Source organism: Haladaptatus halobius, assembly GCF_020618475.1.
GTDB classification, from domain to species: domain Archaea; phylum Halobacteriota; class Halobacteria; order Halobacteriales; family Haladaptataceae; genus Haladaptatus; species Haladaptatus halobius.
In genome coordinates this window covers 875,372-893,608 of record NZ_CP085335.1, presented here as the reverse complement: position 1 = coordinate 893,608, position 18,237 = coordinate 875,372, and the positions used below count along the sequence as shown (strand labels likewise).

The following is an 18,237-nucleotide window of genomic DNA, read 5'->3' as shown; positions in this document are numbered from 1 at the left end:
AACGGTTTTGTCGCTGGCTTCCGTTTTGCCAGCCATGACAGACGCATTATTTCTGACGAGCGACGACGTTGCGGGATTGGCAACGCCAGGCGAGTACGTCGACGCAGTCCGCGACGGATACCGTCAACGAGGGATGGGTGCGCCCGCGAAACCCCGAACGACGCTGGTGAACGATGACCCGACGGGGATGCTGACCGGCTACTCCGCCATCCTCCCCGAAACCGGCGCGATGGGCGGCTATACGTACTCCGCCGGATTCGGCGCGGGCGACGCGTGGTTCGTGACGCCCCTATTCGACGCCGAGAGCGGTGAACCCCTCGCGCTCATCGACGGAGCGAGCATGAATCCCTTCAAGACGGGCGCCGTGGGTGCGGTCGGCGTGGACGCGCTCGCTCGGGAAGACGCGACGACGCTCGCGCTCATCGGAAGCGGAGCGCAGGCCCGCGGCCAGTTGAAAGCGGCGGCGACGGTTCGAGATATCGAAACCGTCTGGGTGTACTCGCCGACGAAGGAGAACCGCGAGTCGTTCGCCGCCGAGATGAACGAGAAACTGGACGCCTCGGTGGCAGCCGTCGCCAGCAGCGCTGCCGCGGTTGAGAGCGCGGCCATCGTCGTCACCGCGACCACCGCGAGCGAACCGGTCTTCGACGGCGACCTGCTCGAAGACGGGGCGCACGTCACCGCGATGGGGCAGTACCACCCGAAGAAACGCGAACTCGACGCGACGACCATCGAGCGCGCGACCTACGTTCCGGACTTGCGGGAACGAACGACGCGGGACGCCGGATCGTTCCGCTTCGCGGTGGAGTCGGGTGCGATCACCGAAGACCACGTCCACGCGGAACTCGGCGAAGTGGTCGCGGGCGAGAAGCCGGGTCGGGAGACGGCCGACGAGATAACCGTCTTCGACAGCGGCGGCACCGCCATCGAGACGGTCGCTTCCGCGTACATGCTCTACGAGAAAGCAGATGCGAAGGGACTCGGGTCGACCGTCTCGCTCTCGCCCGCCAGCGAGGCGTTGACGGGCAAGTGAGTCCGACCGCCTACTCCGACGCCCCTTTCGACCGGGAGCCGACCCACGCGCCGAGCGAGAGCCCGTACATGACGTGCCCGGCGTGGAACACCGCCCGCTCGTCCCGTTCGAGATTCATCTCCAGTAGGCGTTCGAGAAGGAAGCGCTCTCCGAAGACGGAGAGCGCGAGTCCGTAGACCAGTCCCGCAAGCAGCCCTTCCGTCTCCGGTTCGAGCGACGAGGGCGACTCTGCCGACCCGACCGCCAGCACCGGGGCGAAGACGCTCCCAGCGGCACCGCCGTACAGCAGGTGGAGCAACAGCGCGCCGACGGTGTGGTCGTCCGGTTCGCCGCCGACGAACTTCGAGAGAAACGCGGCGGTCGGAGGAAGCGACCGGGCGACCGGTTCGCGGAACGCCGTCATGATGACGGTGCCGAATAGACCGCCGACGAATCCCGTTTTCACGTTCGAACTCATGCGGCAGAACTACGGACGGCTGGCGAATAGTGTTGGTGGCGACTCCGTGAGTCGGCGATTAGCTCCACCAGCCGAACTGCTCTTTCGCCTGTTCTATCGCACCCTCGACTTTCTTCTCGAGTTCGTCGATGGAGCGTTCGACGTGATGAACGCGCTCGCGGGGGATGCGCCGAACCACGTCGTCGCCCTCGTCGGTCTCGTCGACCTTGATGAGCCAGTGGTCGTCGAAGTAGACGAGGTTGTCGTTCTCGACTTCGCGCTCCGTCGTCCCCTCGTCGGGGTCGTCGTAGACGATGGTTGCCGTGCCGATGTCGGGCATGGGTCGACCTACTCGGAGGCGACAGTAGGGCCTTCCGGCCGTCCGCTTACGCGAGTTGCGACAGATACTGCTCGACGCCGAGCGCCCGCGCCAGCGAGATTCCGCTCGTCAGCGCGCCGAGGAGGTAGCCACCGATAGCGCCGCCGTTGAGCAGGGGGAGGCCGGCGTGCGCCCGACCTTTGAGTACCATCCAGAGCAGGACGAGCAGTCCGGCCAGCGTCCCAAGCATCGCGGTCAGCGCGGGGAGATTGATGGCCGTGCCGGAGACGAGCGCGTCGGCGGGCGAGAAGAAGGCCGCGCTGGCGACGAGCACGGTCGGCATCACGGCGTCGCCGAGACCGATGAAGAACGCGTCGCGGTCGCCCTCGCCGGGATTCGCGTCTTCGTCGACCGCCCCCTCGCTGGTGGCTTGCGCGGTCTCGTCGAGGAACGAGTAGGAGAGTGTGAGCGGAATGACGAGGATGACGGGTATCTTCAGATCCATCACGCCGGAGGCGAGCGTGAGCATGTGCTCCGTTCCGTAGACGCTGATGGCGTCGTAGACGGCGAGAACGACGAGGAGGAGGATGGCCGGGAGGAGGCCGAAGCTGATGCCGAACAGCCCCGCCGCGCCCGCGCCCATGACGACGCCGGCGGCGTCGATGACGTACCACTCGGGGTAGACGGTGAGCGCCACGGCGACCAGCGCGGCGGCGACCCACGCGAGGACGTTCACCGACGCCCCGTCAACCGAAGTCTCGACCACGGGTGGGATGACCACGCTGAAGACGTAGAGCGAGATCATCCCGCTGGTGAGGATGATGACCGCCCGCAGAATCCACTCGACGCCGAGTTTGATGACGGTGAGCATCCCCGCCGTGAAGACGAGGATGACCGCGATGTAGAGGAGGCTGTTCGTCGGGTCGGAGGGGTCTTCGACCGTCTGGTACCCGGCCGATTCGAACGGTTCGACCAGCGCCAGCGCGCCCAGTTGCACCCCGAGGAAAATGGCGACGGTCAGTCCCGACGCGAAGAGAACCCGCGTTCGTTGTTCCATGGACGGAGCAAGGAAGTGATCCCTCTTTGTGGTTTTGGGTTCGACAGCTTCGAAGGAGACGATATCGGCGCTTCAGCGAGCCTTCGACTGGTCTTGGGAGTCTTCGTAGCGATAAATTTCAGAGCAACGATGTGACCGTGATGCTAGCACCATCGAGATTTAATCCCGAAAAACAGCTGAGCAACAGTATCAGAACCCCGCTTCTCACACGAGAATTTATATACGAAGACGAAACCAGTTCCGCCGGACGCTCCCGGTCGAGACCGAACGATATCGACGGTCCAAACCGACAGTCTGCCTAACCCGCGAGGGTGCGCCTCTCAGACGGCGATTCGACGCCTTTCAGATATCTATCCGTCGTTTACTCGAAGTACGCCGCGAGCCGTGCCGCCGCCTCCTCCGCGCGCGGCGTCACCAGCGCGAACCGGAACCAATCGGCGCGCGACGAGCCGAAGGCTTCGCCCGGCATTCCTGCCACGCCCGCCTCGTCGACGAGTCGCTCGACGTTCGCCAGCGTGCCGGGGAAATCGGGGAATCGCGCCATGACGTAGAACGCCCCGTCCGGTTGCGTGTAGTCCGCGCCCGCCTCGTCCAGCGCGTCGGTGAACGTCTCCACCCGCGATTCGAGCAGTCGACGGTTCTCCTCGTAGTAGTCAGTCCCCGTCTCGCGGAGGGCGTGGAGCACTGCGTACTGCGCGGGACGACTGCCGGCCACGTTCGTCAGCATGTGGCGCGTCTTTGCCACGTCCACCAGTTCGGGCGGGAAGACGGCGTAACCGACGCGAAATCCGGTGATAGCGAGCGACTTCGAGAACGAGTTCGTCACCACGCGATGCGACGAATCGAACGCCAGTGCGCTGGTGAACTCGCCCGAGAAATCGAAGTGATCGTACACCTCGTCGCTCACCAGTAGCGCGTCGTACTCCTCCGCGATAGCGACGAGTTCGCGCACCGCGTCCTCGGCGTACACCGCGCCGGTGGGGTTATTCGGCGAATTCACGACGATCGCCGCGGTGTCGTCGCTCGCCTGCTCTCGAACCGATTCGGGGTCGAGTTGGCCGTCGTCGGCAGTGGCGACGAACCGCGCCGTCGCGTCGAGCATCTTCGTCTTGCCCGGATAGTAGGGATAAACCGGGTCGGTCAGAACGAACTCGTCACCTGCGTCGCGTTCCATCGCGCGAGCCATCGCCAGATAGTTCGCTTCGCCGCCGCCGCACGTCACGACGACCTGCGATAGTTCGACGTTTCGCCGGGTGGCGATCTCCTCTCGAAGTTCGAGAAGCCCTTCGCTCGGCGGATACTGGAAATCCGCGCCGCCGAGGTCGGCGTACTCGTGCAATCCATCCGCAATTCCCGGCGGCGACCCCCAGTCGGGATTGCCGCTCACCATGTCGATCACGTCGCGGTCGGCGTCCGTCGCGTACGCCATCACGTGAAAGAACAACGGCGTCTCGTAGTCCATACCGAGGGGTCGTAGTACTGGCAAGTCTTTCTTTCGCCCCGAAACGATTAGTCGTCGGGTCGTCACCTTCTAGCGATGACACCCAGCGTCGACCCCGACGCCGTTCGGTCGTATTACGATTACATCGACGCCGAGGCGTACGAGGACGTATTCGAACTGTTCGCTGAAGACATCGTCTACGAACGTCCCGGACAGGCGAGTCTGAACGGGATGGCCGAGTTCCGCGAGTTCTACCTCGAAGACCGACCACTCGAAGACGGTGAACACGAAATCGACCAACTGGTGGTCGGCGATGACACCGTCGCCGCCCGCGGACGGTTCTCCGGCGTGCAAGACGACGAGCGCGTGTCGTTCGGCTTCGCCGATTTCCACCGGTTCGACGAAAACGGCCGGATAGCGGAACGTATCACGTACACCGACCGCGACGAGGTGTAGGAGAACGCACCCAAAGTTGGACGGCCGTTTTCCCGGCCGCATACTGCGTGATACGTTACCGATACTCGCAAAGATTTATGTCGAGCAGTCATAATTGTATGATTACTAACGACAATGATCCTTTTCGCGTCCAACTGAAACGGAACGACACCGTCCTGCGACGAGGTCGGTCGTTCCTGCACTGCCGATTTGCTCCGGGTGCCTGCCCGCCGTAGCCACGGCACCGAGCTAGCGAAACCGGCGTTAGCTCCCCCTATCCACGACTTTCGGATTCGAAGCCCCCGAGTCGACCGCCGTGACACCCGTCTCGACCGTCTGGCGACCTCCGAACCCGAAATCCACCGTTTCGGCCGTCGGACGAACCAGCCGAAGTAACCTCTACACAACATCATCGATGAAAGACGACACAGATTCGGACGACACTTTCAGCGCGCAACGCGACCGCGTCGACGCACCAATCCGTCGACTGTTCGCAACGTACGGTCGTGAGCATTGGTTCCCGCTCTCGGTCGGAGTGGTAGCGAGCGTCGCGGCACACTTCCTCTCGCTCGTGCCGCCGTTCATCCTCGGCGTCGCGGTCGATGCGATCTTCTCGCCGGGAAGCACGAAGCCATACGAACTACCGCTGCTGCCGCAGTCGTGGATTCCCGACGGACACGTCGGACAGTTTTGGCTATCTGCGGTGATCATCGTGGTCACGTTCGTGGGCGGGGCGGTCGGTGCGCTGGTGAAAGGGTGGGGACTCAACGAGTTCGCACAGTCCATCCAGCACGAGATTCGCACCGACACCTACGACGCGATGCAGCGCCTCGATTTGGGCTTCTTCGCCGAGAAGCAGACCGGCGAACTGATGAGCATCCTGAACAACGACGTCAACCGCCTCGAACAGTTCCTCAACGGCGGACTCAACGTCCTGACGATGATCGGCGTCACCGTCGTCGGCGTCACAGGTATCCTCGTCTACCTGAACTGGCAACTCGCGCTCGTCACGCTGGCGACGGTGCCGGTGGTCGCGCTGTTCACTCACAAGTTCGTTCAGATCATCCAGCCAAAGTACGCCGACGTTCGATCGACGGTCGGACGGCTCAACTCCCGGCTGGAGAACAACCTCGGCGGCATCGAGGTCATCAAGGCCAGTAGCGCCGAGGACTACGAGTTCGGCCGCGTCACCGACACCTCCAAGAAGTACTACGACACGAACTGGGACGCCATCCGCACCCGCATCACGTTCTTCCCCGGGCTCCAGTTGAGCGCCGGACTCGGCTTCGTCCTCACCTTCGTCGTCGGCGGACTGTGGGTGTTCGGCGGCGCGCCGCTGGTCTTCTCGGGGGGGTTCTCGACGGGAGATTTCGTCACGTTCGTCTTCCTGAGCCAGCGGTTCGTCTGGCCGCTCGCGCAGTTCGGTCAACTGATCAACATGTACCAGCAGGCGGTTGCGTCCGCCGAGCGCGTGTTCGGACTGATGGATGAACCGAGCGGACTGGACACCGACGACGACGTCCCGGATCTCGCCGTTTCGGAGGGCGATGTCGAGTACGAGAACGTCACGTTCGGCTACGACGACGAACCGGTCGTCGAGGGTGTGAGCTTCGAAGTGGGTGGCGGCGAGACGCTCGCGCTCGTGGGGCCGACCGGCGCGGGGAAATCCACCGTCCTGAAACTCCTACTGCGCCTCTACGACGTGGATGAGGGTGCGATCCGCATCGACGGACGGGACGTTCGCGGCGCCTCGCTCGACAGCCTCCGCGAGGCGGTCGGCTACGTCAGCCAAGAGACGTTCCTCTTTGCAGGTACCGTCGCCGAAAACGTCGCCTACGGCTCCTTCGAAGCGACCCGAGACGATGTGGTCGAGGCCGCGAAGGCCGCGAAGGCGCACGAGTTCATCGAGGAGCTACCCGACGGATACGACACGGAAGTCGGCGAGCGCGGCGTGAAGCTATCGGGCGGGCAGCGCCAACGGGTCGGCATCGCACGCGTCCTCCTGCAGAATCCTGCGGTGCTCATCCTCGACGAGGCGACCAGCGACGTGGACACGGAGACCGAACTCCACATCCAGGAGAGCCTCGACGCGCTCCTCGCGGATCGAACCGTTCTCGCCATCGCGCACCGCCTCTCGACCATCAAGGACGCGGACACCATCCTCGTCCTCGAAGACGGCCGGGTCGTCGAACGCGGTGCGCACGAGGAATTACTCGCCGAGAACGGCCTGTACGCCGACCTCTGGGGCGTACAAGCCGGAATGCTCGAAGAGATTCCCTCGCGGTGAGCGAGTAGCTACATAACTGGTTCGCACGTACCGCCGATATGGACGAATTCGCCGACGATACGCCGGTCGAGAAGCGACTGGGAGACGCGCTCCGCGACGCGGGTGCGACCGTTGCAACCGCCGAGTCGTGCACGGGAGGTCTCATCGGCTCGCTCCTGACAGACGTGTCGGGGTCGAGCGACTACTTCGACCGAGGGTTCGTCACCTATTCGTACGACGCGAAGATGGAACACCTCGGCGTCAGCCGTGAGACGCTGGACGAACACGGCGCGGTGAGCGAACCCGTCTCCCGCCAGATGGCTCGTGGCGCCCGTGACGTAGCCGGGACGACGTGGGGCGTCGCCACGACCGGAATCGCGGGGCCGACCGGCGGCACGGAAGAGAAGCCGGTCGGCACCGTCTTCGTCGCCGTCGCCTACGCCGGCGAGTGGGGAAGCGGCGACTCCTACTCGACCGTCGAACGCTACGAGTTCGACGGGACGCGACGGGAGATAAAAGCGCGAATCGCTCGGCGGGCCCTCGAAGACGCCCTCTCGGAACTGGAATGATCGAATCCGGCGGTGGAAAAGGAAAACCTTGATACCCCGCGGTGGGACGTGAGACCGAATGAATCGGAAAGAGCACGTCCTGAACGCCGCGCTCCTGAGCATCGGGCTCGGCTATATCCTGCATCCGTCGGGCGACACCATCACCTTCTACACCATCGTCGAGGTGGGCGTACCGGTCGTTCTGGGCGCGCTCTTTCCGGACGTGGACACGGCGTTCGGAAGACACAGAAAGACCCTGCACAACCTGCCCGTGCTCGCGCTGTTCACCTACTTTCCGCTCGTGTTCGACAACCTCCGGTTCGTTTGGATCGGCATTCTCACCCACTACGCGCTGGACATGCTCGGGAGCAAACGCGGACTCGCGCTGTTTTACCCCTACGAGAAGGAGTTCGGCGCACCTTTCGGCGTCTCGGTTAGCAGTCGGCACGCGACGATAGTGACGCTCGTCGTGACGGCGTTCGAACTCGTCGTCGCCTCGCTACTCGTCCATCGACAGTTGGTTGCGGAGGCCGGCCTCACCGCCGTCGGCCTTCAGTAAACGCGCACGTCATCGAAGCGCCCGTCGTAGAGGTCGTCGCTCGGGTGGGTCGGTTCCGTCCCTGAGAGGATCAGTCGGTCGAACTTTCCCCACGTGTTCTCCCAGCCGAGATGCGCGAACTCCAATCTCCGTCGGAGTTTGTGGCGACGGCCTCTGCGATGGACGACGCGAGCGATACCTCCCGCCCGGAGCCGGTCGATCAGTTCCGCTTCGGTTTCGACGGGCGCGTCGAGCGCGGTCCAGACTTCGCCGATGGTTCGCCGGAGGTGCGCGTAGGACGACCCGAACGGGGGTTTTCCGGTGTTGTCGACTATCTCGTTCGCCCGGCGGTTGTTTCGGTCGAGATGTTTGAGGTTGTACGTCTCGACGGCGTGGATGACGTTGCCGTGAACGCGAACGTCCGCTTCCGAGACGCCGACGTTCAGGAACTCCGGGTGGGGAATTAGAACGGCGGCACCCTGCCGGTCGAGTTCCCGCATCGCTCCCGTGAGGGTAATGAAATCCGGAACCGGTTCGGTGAGTCCCACGGCGAGCACGTGCTTACGGTTGCGCCACGTTCCGGCGAACACCTCGCGCGCGGGGACGACGAGCAACTCGTCGTCCGAAAAGCGCTCCGCGCGTCGACGAATCTCCGGCAGTCGGACGAAATGCGGCGCGTACACGAGTGCATCGAGACCGCGGTCTTTCGCTCGTTGAACGACCTGTTCGTCCAGCACTTTGACGTGCATATCGACCCGGAACTCGTCGCAGTCGGTCACAATGTATCGTTTCGAAGGGTAGACGATATGGGTTCTGATTCCAGCAGCTAGAAGTAACGGAAAGAGAAATTTTCCCTCGATGACCGCTCTCCACTTCGACCTCGACGGGACGCTGGTTCACCACACCGTCCCGTTCGAGGAACTGTTCGACCGCGCGCGACGAGAACTGAATCTCTCCGCCCGCCCGGGTCTCTACGAGAGCTACACTATGGCGTTCTTGGACTACTTCGCGGACTGCCACCCGGAACCGTACCGTGCAGCGATGGGAGACCTCTGCGAGGAGTTCGACCTTCTGACCGAGGGGGAGGCGTTCGCCGAGGCGCTCGTCGAGACGGAACTGTCCTGTATCGAGGTTGCGGACGGAGCGCCCGAACTACTCGCCGAACTCGCGGACGACCATCCGCTTGGTATTTTGACGAACGGTGCGGGACGCGTCCAGCGGGAGAAACTCGAAATCTGCGGGTTGGCGGCGTACTTCGAGACGGTCGTCGCGTCCTGCGAAGTCGGCGCGGGGAAACCCGACCGCGAGATATTCGGGATAGCGAGGGAGAAACTTCCCGACGACGAACATGTTTTCGTGGCGGGCGACTTCGAACGGGACGTACTTCCGGCACAGGAATCGGGATTCACGGGGGTCTGGCTCTCGAAATCGAGCGACTCGCGCGCTGATAACGTCATCGGGGAGCTTTCGTCGGTTCGGGGTATCGTCGCCTGACGAGCAGGAAAAGGTTTATCACCGGGATTACAGAGTCAACGTACGAATGCCCGCCTGGGAATGTGATATCGACGGCTGCGGAGAACGCTTCGACAGCGTCGAGGACGCCATCGTCCACCAGACGTCGGAGCACGAGCGCCGAGAGTGCAAGGTGTGCGGGTCGGTGGTTCCGGACGGCTACTTCGCCATCCGCCACACGTTCGACGAACACTCGCGCGCCGAGTACGTCTGCGCGTACGACGCCGATTCGAATGACGTCCGGACGCGCGAGCGAATCCGCGACGAGATCGAGGAGACGGCGAACCTCCAGCGAGTCGTCGAACGATTGGACGAGCACAGAAGCAACGAACTCCCCTGACGCGGCGAAGTAAACTATTTTGAGGCGGGTGCGCAATCTTTGCCACATGGAGGATGCTACGGATACGCTTGCGGACGTAGACGAAATCGTCCACGAACCCGACGCGGAGTTCGTGGAGTCCACGAACGTCTGGCAGTTCATGCAGGAGCACGACATCGCGGACTACGACGAACTCATCGAACGAACCTGTCGAAACGTCGATTGGTTCTGGGACGAACTCGTGGACTACCTCGGCGTCGAGTTCTACGAGGACTACGACACGGTTCGGGACGACAGCAAGGGGCCGCAGTTCTCGGACTGGTATCAGGGCGGCAAAATCAACATCGCGCACAACGTGGTCGACCGCCACGCGCGAGTCGACAGTCCGAACAGAAATCGAGTCGCCTGCATCTGGGAGGGCGAACCCGGAGACGTGCGCGAAATCACGTTCCACGAACTCCACCGAGAGTCGAACAAGGTGGCGAACGCCCTCGAAGAGCGCGGTATCGGGACGGGCGACACCGTCGGCCTCTACATGCCGATGGTGCCCGAGGTCATCTCGATCCTCTACGGCGTTCTCAAGGTCGGCGCCATCGCCGTGCCTATCTTCTCCGGGTTCGGCACCGACGCGACGGCGACCCGAATCGAGGACTCGGAGTGTTCGGTGCTCTTCACCGGTGACGGCTTCTACCGCCGCGGAAGCGAAATCGTCCTGAAGGACACGGCGGACGAGGCCATCGAGCAGGTCGGCCACGTCGAACACACCATCGTCTACGACCGACTGGGTGCGGACGTCGCATGGCACGACGAGCGCGACGAGCGGTGGGACGAGGCCGTCCTTCCGCAGGACGATGAGTACGAGACGAAGGAACTCGACGCCAGCGACGAGGCGATGTTGCTGTACTCCTCGGGGACGACCGGCAAGCCGAAGGGCATCGTCCACACCCACGCCGGGCAGTTGATGCAGTGCGCGAAGGAGATCTACTTCGGATTCGACCACAAGGATTCGGATCGGTTCTTCTGGGTCTCCGACATCGGCTGGATGATGGGTCCGTGGACGCTCATCGGCAACCACGCCTTTGGCGGAACCATCTTCATGTACGAGGGCGCGCCCGACTTCCCCGACCCCGACCGGTTCTGGGAGATGGTCGACCGGCACGGCCTGACCGTGTTCGGCATCTCGCCGACCGCGATTCGGGCGCTCCGGAAGTACGGCGACGAGTGGCTCTCCGGCCACGACCTCTCCTCGCTCCGCCTGCTCGGTTCGACCGGCGAGCCCTGGGATTCCGAATCGTGGCTCTGGTTCTACGAGAACGTCGGCGGGAGCGAAGCGCCCATCATCAACATCTCCGGCGGCACCGAGATCTGCGGCTGCTTCCTCATGCCCATGCCCATCCAGTCGCTCAAACCCTGCACACTTGGCGGGCCGGGTCTCGGGATGGACGTCGATATCGTCGATTCGCAGGGGCAGTCCATCGCGGACACGCACGAGCGCGGCTTCCTCGTCGCCCGCGACTCCTGTCCGTCGATGACCAAGTCGCTCTGGTCGGGCGACGAACGGTATTTGAACACCTACTGGTCTACCTTCGAAGACATGTGGAACCACGGCGACTGGGCGCAGAAGGACGAGGACGGCTTCTGGTTCCTCCACGGGCGCGCCGACGACGCCATCAACGTCGCCGGACGCAAGGTCGGCCCCGCAGAGGTCGAGGGCGCGCTCATCGACCACGTGTCGGTGAATCAGGCCGCCGCGGTCGGCGTACCGGACGACACGACCGGGCAGGCCGTCGTCGCCTACGCCATCCTCGAATCCGGCTACGAACCGACCGCAGACCTGCGCGCGGAACTGCGCGAGCAGGTCGGCGACGAACTCGGCAAACCGTTCCGCCCACGCGAAATCCTGTTCGTGGACGAGTTCCCGAAGACCCAGAGCGGGAAGATAATCCGGCGGGCCATCGAGGCGACCTACACCGGCGAGGAGTTGGGCGACATGAGCAGCATCGAGAATCCCGATTCGCTGGAGAAGCTCGAAAAGGCGAGCTAAATCGAGGAGTCGAACGAGAGCGGAACGTCCGCGACCCGCGCGACTTCCTTCTCCGGCGCGTCCTCGACGGCGACGGAGAAATCGCCGGTTCGCTCGGCGTCGAGGCCGATTTCGGCTCCCGCGACGAGCGGGGCGACGACTCCGGCGGCGACCGCCCGCGGGTCGGAGAGGGGCGCGCGAATGACGACCGAGTCGCCGGGTTCGAGGTGCCGCTCCTCCGCGACCGCTCGCCCCGCGTCGAGCAGGTCGGCGTGCGACATCTCGGGTTCACCCGCGAGTGCTGTCGTCTCGGGGGGTACGGGCGTCTCGGGGAACACCGGGTTCTCGCTCCACACGTCGCTCTCGAATTGCGAGACGCGGGGGTCGTCCGCCGCCTCGCCGTAGGCGATGAACTGGCCGCCGGGCGGGAGGTCGTACTCGCCGACGGAATCACCGGGCGCGAGCAGGACGCGAGCCTCGACCTCCCTCGGCGGGTCGAACCGGACGCCCCCTCCGAGCAGGACGCTCCCGAGGAAGCCGAGGACGGGCGGAGCTGCGGGAGACGAAACGATGCCGACCGTCGCGCCCTCCCTGACCCCGAGGTGGCGCAGGAAGTTCCCCGTTTTCCACGCCGTCGTCAGGAATCGATGGTAGTCGTACCCCCGGGAGTCCGGCACCGCCAGCGCCGGGTCGTCGCTCCGTCGCTCGCGGGCGGCGAGGTCGCCGAACGTGTCCATGCGAAACCTCGTCTCGGTGCGCGCAAAAGCCCGACGGTTCGCCGTCGAGTCGTCTGACGAACGTTTATGATTCCTTGCTAGACACACTCTGACGGATTTATGGCAAACGCAATTCGTCGAATGGCGGAAGGCAGTTCACGACTCGTCGAACGCTACTTACCGGACGCGTTCCTGTTCGCAATCCTGCTCACGTTCGTCGCGTACGGACTCGCATTCTGGGCGGTCGAACCGCGGGCGGACTATCTGGGGCACGCGGAGAGCCTCATCGTCGACGGCTGGTACGGCGGGTTCTGGGGACTGCTCACCTTCGCCATGCAGATGACGCTCATCCTGATGACGGGGTACGCCCTCGCGCAGTCGACCGCGGTCAACCGACTCCTCTCGTCGATGGCAGCTGTCCCGTCGAGCGAACGAAGCGCCGCGGCGCTGGTTCCGGTCGTCGCCGCGGCCGCCTCCTTCGTCCACTGGGGGCTCGGTTTAGTCGTCGGAGCAATCTTCGCGCGGAAGGTCGCGGAGCAGCTTCGAACCGTCGATTTCCCGATAATCGTGGCCGGTGCGTACTCGGGGTTCATCGTCTGGCACGGCGGTCTCGCGGGGTCGATTCCGCTGGTGCTCAACTCGTCGGCCGAAAACGGCAACTTCCTGCTCGCCGACGGGGTGCTGGGTTCGACCATCTCGACCGGCCAGACCATCTTCACGGTCGCCAACCTCGTCCTGTTCGTCGTCGTCGGATTCGTCTTCCTCCCGCTCTTGTTCTCGCTGATGTACCCGGAGAACGACGAGAAGAAACGCCCGATCAACCCCGATGAGTCCGAAACCGCAACCGACGGCGGAACCGCCGCCCCGACGGTTACCACCGGGAGCATGACGTTCGCGGAGCGAATTGAACACTCTCGCCCCCTCGCGTGGGCTATTGGACTCGGAGGACTGCTGGCCATCGTCGGCTACTTCGGTCGCGGGGTCGCCGAGGGGACGATGCCGTGGAACAACCTCAATCTGAACATCGTCAACTTCACGTTCCTCTTCCTCGGCATCCTGCTTCACGGCACCCCGGCGGCCTACATCGACGCGATGAAGGAAGCCGTCGAGAACGTCTGGGGCATCATCCTCCAGTTCCCCTTCTACGCGGGCATCATGGGTATCATGAGCTATGCGCCGGAGGGGTCGACCAGCCTCGCCACGCAGATCGCGCAGGGGATGGTGCAGGTCTCCCCCGACGGAACGCTCCCCGCTGTCGCGTTCCTGACCGCCGGACTGGTCAACGTCTTCGTTCCGAGCGGCGGCGGAGAGTGGGCGGTCGTCGGCGAGACGCTCGTCACCGCGGCGCAGGCGAGCGGCGAGAGCGTTCCCCGGGTCGCCATGGCAGCCGCGTGGGGCGACGCGTGGACGAACATGATTCAGCCGTTCTGGGCCATTCCGCTGCTCGCCATCAGCGGACTCTCGGTTCGAGATATCATGGGCTACTGTGTGATGGTGTTGCTCGGTAGCGGTCTCATCATCGCCGTCGGCATCACCGTCCTGCCGATGTGATACGACCGTTTACGACGGTCGGCGCGTTTGTGAGGACTTCGATTGCCGAAGTCCTCGCAAACGCTTCCCCGTGAAAGCTCGACCGAAAGCGCGACGCGAGACGCGCCGTGTGCTCAGTCGCTTCGCCGAAACAGGTACCCGATACCCGCCAGACTCCCGAGTGCGGCCACGAACCCGAATCCTGGTAGTCCGTTGTCGGTCGCCGTGGAGTCCGTCGCGGTCGTCGTCTCCGCCGACGTCGTCCCCGCAGATTCGGTCGAGGAACCGGTCGTCGCCGAAGTCGCGGTCGGGACGGTCGTAACCGACGCGGTGGCCGTCGCGTTCGCGGTTCCGTTCGCGGTCGTCGTCGGCCGTCTCGTCACGACCTTCCCGCGCATCGTCTCGGGATTGAACTCCGAGAAGTAGGTCGCCATCTTTGGTTTCGCGGTGAACTCCAGCGTCTGGGTCTTTCCCATCTCGGTCACGCGCTCCGTCCGCTTTAACACGGTTCCATTTCCGTCGCCGATGGCGATGTTGTGCGGTTGCCCGTCCAAGTTCTCCCACGCGATGACGTAGGTTTTGCCGACCTGTAGCCGAAGCGTCGGATTCGTCTCGTCAGCGATGGACTCCGGCGACCGACCCACCCAGCCGGATAGCCGACCGCCGAGTTCGAACGTCGTCGCTTGTCCGCGCACCAGACCGACCGACGCGCGCGCTCCGACGACCGCCTGTACGAACCGTCTCCGAGAGATCCGAGTCATTTGAGGGGACGGTATTTGTAACGAGACGTGCGTTTTTAGCTCGTTCGGCCTGACGGAACTCAGAAGCTGTTCTTGATCCGTTCGAAAAAACCCTGTCCGACCTCCACCTCCTCGCCGCCCGCCTCCGCGAACGCCTCCAGCGCCTCGCGCTGTTCTTTGTTCAGCGATTCCGGCGTGACGACCTGCACCTGCACGTAGAGGTCGCCGTGGCCGCGCCGCCGGAGACGGGGCATCCCCTTTCCGCGCAGGCGGAACGTCTCGCCGCTTTGAGTTCCGGCGGGAACGTCCATCTCGACCGTGCCTTCGAGCGTGGAGATTTCGACGTCGTCGCCGAACACGGCCTGCGGGAACGAGACGGGCGTTCGGTAGAAGAGATCCGCCCCGTCCCGTTCGAAATCGGGGTGCTCGCGCACGTGAACCTCGATGAGCAGGTCGCCGTTCGGCCCGCCGTTCTCGCCCGGCGCACCTTCGCCTTCCATCTGGAGCGTCTGCCCGTCGGCGATGCCCGCGGGGATATCGACGGTCAGTTTCGCCTCACGGTGGACGACGCCGTCGCCGCCGCACTCGCCGCACCGCTCCTCGTACAGTTGGCCGTCGCCCTGACAGCGCGGGCAGGTGCGCGACTGCTGGACGCGACCGAACGGCGTCTGTTGCACCTGCGTGACCTGTCCCTGCCCGCGACACTCGGGGCAGGTCTGCACGTCGGCTCCCGGCGGGTGACCCTCCCCGTCGCAGGCGTCACAGCGTTCCGGACGTCGAACCGTCACCTGCTTTTTCACGCCCTCGAACGCGTCTTCGAGGTCAATCTCCAGCCCGGTTCGGAGGTTCGACCCCTGTCTGGGTCGGTTCGCGTTCCGACCGCCGCCACCGCCAAAGAACTGCTCGAAGATGTCGCCCATACCGCCCATGCCGCCACCGCCGCCGAAGGGGTCGCCGCCCGCGGCACCGCCAGCGCCGCCGTCGAAACCGCCGCGCTTTTTGGCCTGCTCGAAGCGGTCGTGACCGAGCTGGTCGTAGGCTTGGCGCTTCTCCTCGTCGGTGAGCACTTCCTTCGCCTTCTTCACCTTCTTGAACTTCTCGTCGGCGTCCGGGTCGTCGCTCACGTCCGGGTGGTACTGGGTGGCCTTCTTCCGATACGCCTGCTTAATCTCGTCCTCGTCGGCGTCCCGACTCACACCGAGCACGTCGTAGAAGTCCTCGCTCATCAGTTATCGTTGATAAAGTAGGATGGTACTTGAATCGTCCGTCTACTCGTCGTCCTCGTCGCCGTAACCGTCCTGCTTCGGTCGGCGGACGAGAACGTCATTCGTTCTCGTCCACGTCCTCGAAGTCGGCGTCGACGTACTCGTCGGCGCTCCCGTCGCCGGCGCCCTCGGCGCCGGGGCCGGCACCCGCACCTGCGCCGCCGCCCATACCTCCGGGGCCTGCGGCACCGGCCTGCTGGGCCTGCTGTTGTTGATCGTACATCTGCTTGCCGATCTCCTGAAGCGCCTTGCTCAGGCTCTCGGTCGCGTCTTCGAGGTCGTCTTTCGTCGCGTCGTCGTCTTCGAGCGTCTCCTCGACGTTCTCAATTTCGGCGCGGATGTCCGATTCGAGGTCATCGTCGACGTTCTCCTCATTCTCCTCGAGGAGCGTCTCGGCGCGCTGCACCGCCCCTTCGGCGGCGTTGCGGGCCTCGATGCGCTCTCTGCGCTCTTTGTCTTCCTCGGCGTGCTGTTCGGCCTCCTCCTGCATGCGGTCGATCTCCTCGTCCGAGAGGCCCGCGCCGCCTTCGATGGTGATCTCCTCTTGGTTGCCCGAGCCTTGGTCTTCCGCGGAGACGTTGACGATTCCGTTCTCGTCGATATTGAACGCGACCTCGATCTGCGGGGTGCCGGCGGGCGCCGGCGGGATGCCCGAGAGGTGGAACTCGCCGAGCAGTTCGTTCTCGTTGGCGATCTCGCGCTCGCCCTGAAAGACGCGCACCTGCACCGAGGTCTGGCTGTCGGCCGCCGTCGTGAATATCTTCGACTCCTCGGTCGGGATGGTCGTGTTCTTGTCGATGAGGCGCTCGAACAGGCCGCCTTTCACTTCGATACCGAGCGAGAGGGGCGTCACGTCGAGCAGGACGATGTCGTCCACATCGCCGGAGAGGACGCCGCCCTGAATCGCCGCGCCGAGCGCGACGACTTCGTCGGGGTTGACGTTCTTCTTCGGCTCCTGGTCGGTCATCTCCTCGACTTTCTCCTGCACCTGCGGCATCCGGGTGGAACCGCCGACGAGGATGACTTCGTCTATGTCGCTCTTGTCGTAGTCCGCGTCCGAGAGAGCCTGTTCGGTCGGTTCGACCGTGCGGTCGATGAGGTCGCTGGTCAGGGACTCGAACTTCGCACGGGTGAGACTCTCCTCCAAGTGGACGGGACCGTCGTCGGTCGCCGTGATGAACGGGAGGTTGATGTCCGTCTCCTTGCGCGAGGAGAGTTCGATCTTCGCCTCCTCCGCGGCGTCCTTGAGTCGCTGGAGCGCCTGCCGGTCGTCGCGGAGGTCGATGCCGTATTCCGACTCGAACTCATCGGCGAGATAGTCGATGATGGCGTGGTCCCAATCGTCCCCGCCGAGGTCGTTGTCGCCGTTCGTGGCGACCACTTCGTAGACGCCGCCGCCGAGGTCGAGGATAGAAACGTCGAACGTGCCGCCGCCGAGGTCGTAGACGAGAACCGTCTGGTCGGTGTCGTCGTCCAGTCCGTAGGCCATCGACGCCGCGGTCGGTTCGTTGACGATGCGCTCCACGTCGAAGCCCGCGATCTCCCCAGCGTCCTTCGTCGCCTGTCGCTGCTTGTCGTTGAAGTACGCGGGAACCGTGATGACAGCCTTCTCCACGTCGTCGCCGAGGTACTCCTCGGCGTCGCGCTTGATCTTCTGGAGGATCATCGCCGATATCTGCTCCGGCGTGTACTCCTCGTCTTCTATCTCGACCGTGTAGTCCTCATCGCCCATGTGGCGTTTGATGGACTGGATCGTCTTCTCCGGGTTCTGCACCGCCTGGTTCTTGGCCGGTTTCCCCACGAGACGCTCGCCGTCGTCGGAGAACGCGACGACCGAGGGCGTCGTTCGGTCGCCCTCGCCGTTGACGATGATCTCCGGGTCGCCGCCCTCCATCACCGCGAACGCGCTGTTCGTGGTACCAAGATCGATACCCAGTATCTTGTTACTCGCCATTGTTGGGCCAACCTACCCGTTTGCGCCGGTTAAAGGTTACTAGATGTCACGGCTCGGCCCTGAGTGACGCCCCGGCGCCCGCTTGCGATTCGTGGTGCGGTAGTC

Annotated in this window: 18 protein-coding genes; 9 read left to right on the top strand and 9 right to left on the bottom strand. The window is 64.1% G+C overall.

Translation table 11 applies throughout. The features are described from left to right. Positions 1-34: 34 nt before the first annotated feature. Positions 35-1,033: an ornithine cyclodeaminase family protein gene (locus LIW51_RS05090; RefSeq protein WP_227376137.1), complete on the top strand. Its 999-nt coding sequence runs from the start codon at positions 35-37 to the stop codon at positions 1,031-1,033. Positions 1,034-1,043: 10 nt separating this feature from the next. On the opposite strand, the gene LIW51_RS05085 is transcribed toward LIW51_RS05090, so the two are convergent. The 4 genes from LIW51_RS05085 to LIW51_RS05070 all read right to left on the bottom strand — a co-directional run bounded on the left by LIW51_RS05085 (position 1,044) and on the right by LIW51_RS05070 (position 4,307). Continuing rightward, entirely contained in the window at positions 1,044-1,490 is a 447-nt protein-coding gene (locus LIW51_RS05085; protein ID WP_227376136.1) for a hypothetical protein, read from the bottom strand. A 58-nt stretch (positions 1,491-1,548) separates the two neighbouring features. After that, positions 1,549-1,809: a hypothetical protein gene (locus LIW51_RS05080; RefSeq protein WP_227376135.1), complete on the bottom strand. Its 261-nt coding sequence runs from the start codon at positions 1,807-1,809 to the stop codon at positions 1,549-1,551. 46 nt (positions 1,810-1,855) lie between these two features. Continuing rightward, positions 1,856-2,845, bottom strand: coding sequence for a presenilin family intramembrane aspartyl protease PSH (locus LIW51_RS05075; protein ID WP_227376134.1), 990 nt, complete (start codon positions 2,843-2,845; stop codon positions 1,856-1,858). Positions 2,846-3,206: 361 nt separating this feature from the next. Next, entirely contained in the window at positions 3,207-4,307 is a 1,101-nt protein-coding gene (locus tag LIW51_RS05070; RefSeq protein ID WP_227376133.1) for a pyridoxal phosphate-dependent aminotransferase, read from the bottom strand. Positions 4,308-4,382: 75 nt separating this feature from the next. On the opposite strand from LIW51_RS05070, the gene LIW51_RS05065 reads away from it, so the two are divergent. The 4 genes from LIW51_RS05065 to LIW51_RS05050 all read left to right on the top strand — a co-directional run bounded on the left by LIW51_RS05065 (position 4,383) and on the right by LIW51_RS05050 (position 8,094). After that, positions 4,383-4,742, top strand: a complete 360-nt coding sequence (locus LIW51_RS05065; RefSeq protein WP_227376132.1) for a nuclear transport factor 2 family protein — start codon at positions 4,383-4,385, stop codon at positions 4,740-4,742. A gap of 394 nt (positions 4,743-5,136) precedes the next feature. Then, positions 5,137-7,008 (top strand): ABC transporter ATP-binding protein, encoded by a 1,872-nt coding sequence (locus LIW51_RS05060; RefSeq protein WP_227376742.1) that lies wholly within the window; start codon positions 5,137-5,139, stop codon positions 7,006-7,008. A gap of 38 nt (positions 7,009-7,046) precedes the next feature. After that, positions 7,047-7,556, top strand: a complete 510-nt coding sequence (locus LIW51_RS05055; RefSeq protein ID WP_227376131.1) for a CinA family protein — start codon at positions 7,047-7,049, stop codon at positions 7,554-7,556. Between the two features lie 58 nt (positions 7,557-7,614). After that, positions 7,615-8,094, top strand: a complete 480-nt coding sequence (locus tag LIW51_RS05050) for a metal-dependent hydrolase (protein ID WP_227376130.1) — start codon at positions 7,615-7,617, stop codon at positions 8,092-8,094. On the opposite strand, the gene LIW51_RS05045 is transcribed toward LIW51_RS05050, so the two are convergent. After that, on the bottom strand, positions 8,088-8,822 hold the full coding sequence (locus LIW51_RS05045; protein WP_368411771.1) for a PHP-associated domain-containing protein: 735 nt from the start codon (positions 8,820-8,822) through the stop codon (positions 8,088-8,090). The genes LIW51_RS05050 and LIW51_RS05045 overlap by 7 nt on opposite strands. Before the next feature lie 109 nt (positions 8,823-8,931). Here LIW51_RS05045 and LIW51_RS05040 point away from each other — a divergent pair, with 109 nt between their 5' ends. Genes LIW51_RS05040 through LIW51_RS05030 form a run of 3 tightly spaced genes read left to right on the top strand, consistent with a single transcriptional unit; the run spans position 8,932 to position 11,948 of the window. Then, positions 8,932-9,567, top strand: a complete 636-nt coding sequence (locus tag LIW51_RS05040) for an HAD family hydrolase (protein WP_227376128.1) — start codon at positions 8,932-8,934, stop codon at positions 9,565-9,567. A 46-nt stretch (positions 9,568-9,613) separates the two neighbouring features. Then, complete coding sequence (locus LIW51_RS05035) at positions 9,614-9,925, top strand: DUF7565 family protein (RefSeq protein WP_227376127.1); 312 nt, start codon at positions 9,614-9,616, stop codon at positions 9,923-9,925. A 46-nt stretch (positions 9,926-9,971) separates the two neighbouring features. Further along, on the top strand, positions 9,972-11,948 hold the full coding sequence (locus LIW51_RS05030; RefSeq protein ID WP_227376126.1) for an AMP-binding protein: 1,977 nt from the start codon (positions 9,972-9,974) through the stop codon (positions 11,946-11,948). Here the strand turns inward: LIW51_RS05030 and LIW51_RS05025 are convergent. Continuing rightward, positions 11,945-12,664, bottom strand: coding sequence for an acyl-CoA synthetase family protein (locus LIW51_RS05025; protein ID WP_227376125.1), 720 nt, complete (start codon positions 12,662-12,664; stop codon positions 11,945-11,947). The two genes, LIW51_RS05030 and LIW51_RS05025, sit on opposite strands and share 4 nt — an antisense overlap. A 99-nt stretch (positions 12,665-12,763) precedes the next feature. Here LIW51_RS05025 and LIW51_RS05020 point away from each other — a divergent pair, with 99 nt between their 5' ends. Next, complete coding sequence (locus tag LIW51_RS05020; protein WP_227376124.1) at positions 12,764-14,194, top strand: short-chain fatty acid transporter; 1,431 nt, start codon at positions 12,764-12,766, stop codon at positions 14,192-14,194. Between the two features lie 113 nt (positions 14,195-14,307). On the opposite strand, the gene LIW51_RS05015 is transcribed toward LIW51_RS05020, so the two are convergent. From LIW51_RS05015 to dnaK, 3 genes are all read right to left on the bottom strand, one after another. Beyond that, positions 14,308-14,934 carry a cupredoxin domain-containing protein gene (locus LIW51_RS05015; RefSeq protein ID WP_227376123.1) on the bottom strand — a complete coding sequence of 209 codons (627 nt, stop codon included), beginning with the start codon at positions 14,932-14,934 and terminating at the stop codon, positions 14,308-14,310. A gap of 59 nt (positions 14,935-14,993) precedes the next feature. Further along, complete coding sequence (dnaJ, locus tag LIW51_RS05010; protein ID WP_227376122.1) at positions 14,994-16,139, bottom strand: molecular chaperone DnaJ; 1,146 nt, start codon at positions 16,137-16,139, stop codon at positions 14,994-14,996. 97 nt (positions 16,140-16,236) lie between these two features. Next, positions 16,237-18,132, bottom strand: a complete 1,896-nt coding sequence (gene dnaK, locus LIW51_RS05005) for a molecular chaperone DnaK (RefSeq protein ID WP_227376121.1) — start codon at positions 18,130-18,132, stop codon at positions 16,237-16,239. Positions 18,133-18,237 lie beyond the last annotated feature (105 nt).

Coding starts and splice junctions, on each gene's coding strand:
- LIW51_RS05090 (WP_227376137.1), top strand. CDS start 35: ATGACAGACGCATTATTTCTGACGAGCGACGACGTTGCGGGATTGGCA.
- LIW51_RS05085 (WP_227376136.1), bottom strand. CDS start 1,490: ATGAGTTCGAACGTGAAAACGGGATTCGTCGGCGGTCTATTCGGCACC.
- LIW51_RS05080 (WP_227376135.1), bottom strand. CDS start 1,809: ATGCCCGACATCGGCACGGCAACCATCGTCTACGACGACCCCGACGAG.
- LIW51_RS05075 (WP_227376134.1), bottom strand. CDS start 2,845: ATGGAACAACGAACGCGGGTTCTCTTCGCGTCGGGACTGACCGTCGCC.
- LIW51_RS05070 (WP_227376133.1), bottom strand. CDS start 4,307: ATGGACTACGAGACGCCGTTGTTCTTTCACGTGATGGCGTACGCGACG.
- LIW51_RS05065 (WP_227376132.1), top strand. CDS start 4,383: ATGACACCCAGCGTCGACCCCGACGCCGTTCGGTCGTATTACGATTAC.
- LIW51_RS05060 (WP_227376742.1), top strand. CDS start 5,137: ATGAAAGACGACACAGATTCGGACGACACTTTCAGCGCGCAACGCGAC.
- LIW51_RS05055 (WP_227376131.1), top strand. CDS start 7,047: ATGGACGAATTCGCCGACGATACGCCGGTCGAGAAGCGACTGGGAGAC.
- LIW51_RS05050 (WP_227376130.1), top strand. CDS start 7,615: ATGAATCGGAAAGAGCACGTCCTGAACGCCGCGCTCCTGAGCATCGGG.
- LIW51_RS05045 (WP_368411771.1), bottom strand. CDS start 8,822: ATGCACGTCAAAGTGCTGGACGAACAGGTCGTTCAACGAGCGAAAGAC.
- LIW51_RS05040 (WP_227376128.1), top strand. CDS start 8,932: ATGACCGCTCTCCACTTCGACCTCGACGGGACGCTGGTTCACCACACC.
- LIW51_RS05035 (WP_227376127.1), top strand. CDS start 9,614: ATGCCCGCCTGGGAATGTGATATCGACGGCTGCGGAGAACGCTTCGAC.
- LIW51_RS05030 (WP_227376126.1), top strand. CDS start 9,972: ATGGAGGATGCTACGGATACGCTTGCGGACGTAGACGAAATCGTCCAC.
- LIW51_RS05025 (WP_227376125.1), bottom strand. CDS start 12,664: ATGGACACGTTCGGCGACCTCGCCGCCCGCGAGCGACGGAGCGACGAC.
- LIW51_RS05020 (WP_227376124.1), top strand. CDS start 12,764: ATGGCAAACGCAATTCGTCGAATGGCGGAAGGCAGTTCACGACTCGTC.
- LIW51_RS05015 (WP_227376123.1), bottom strand. CDS start 14,934: ATGACTCGGATCTCTCGGAGACGGTTCGTACAGGCGGTCGTCGGAGCG.
- dnaJ (WP_227376122.1), bottom strand. CDS start 16,139: ATGAGCGAGGACTTCTACGACGTGCTCGGTGTGAGTCGGGACGCCGAC.
- dnaK (WP_227376121.1), bottom strand. CDS start 18,132: ATGGCGAGTAACAAGATACTGGGTATCGATCTTGGTACCACGAACAGC.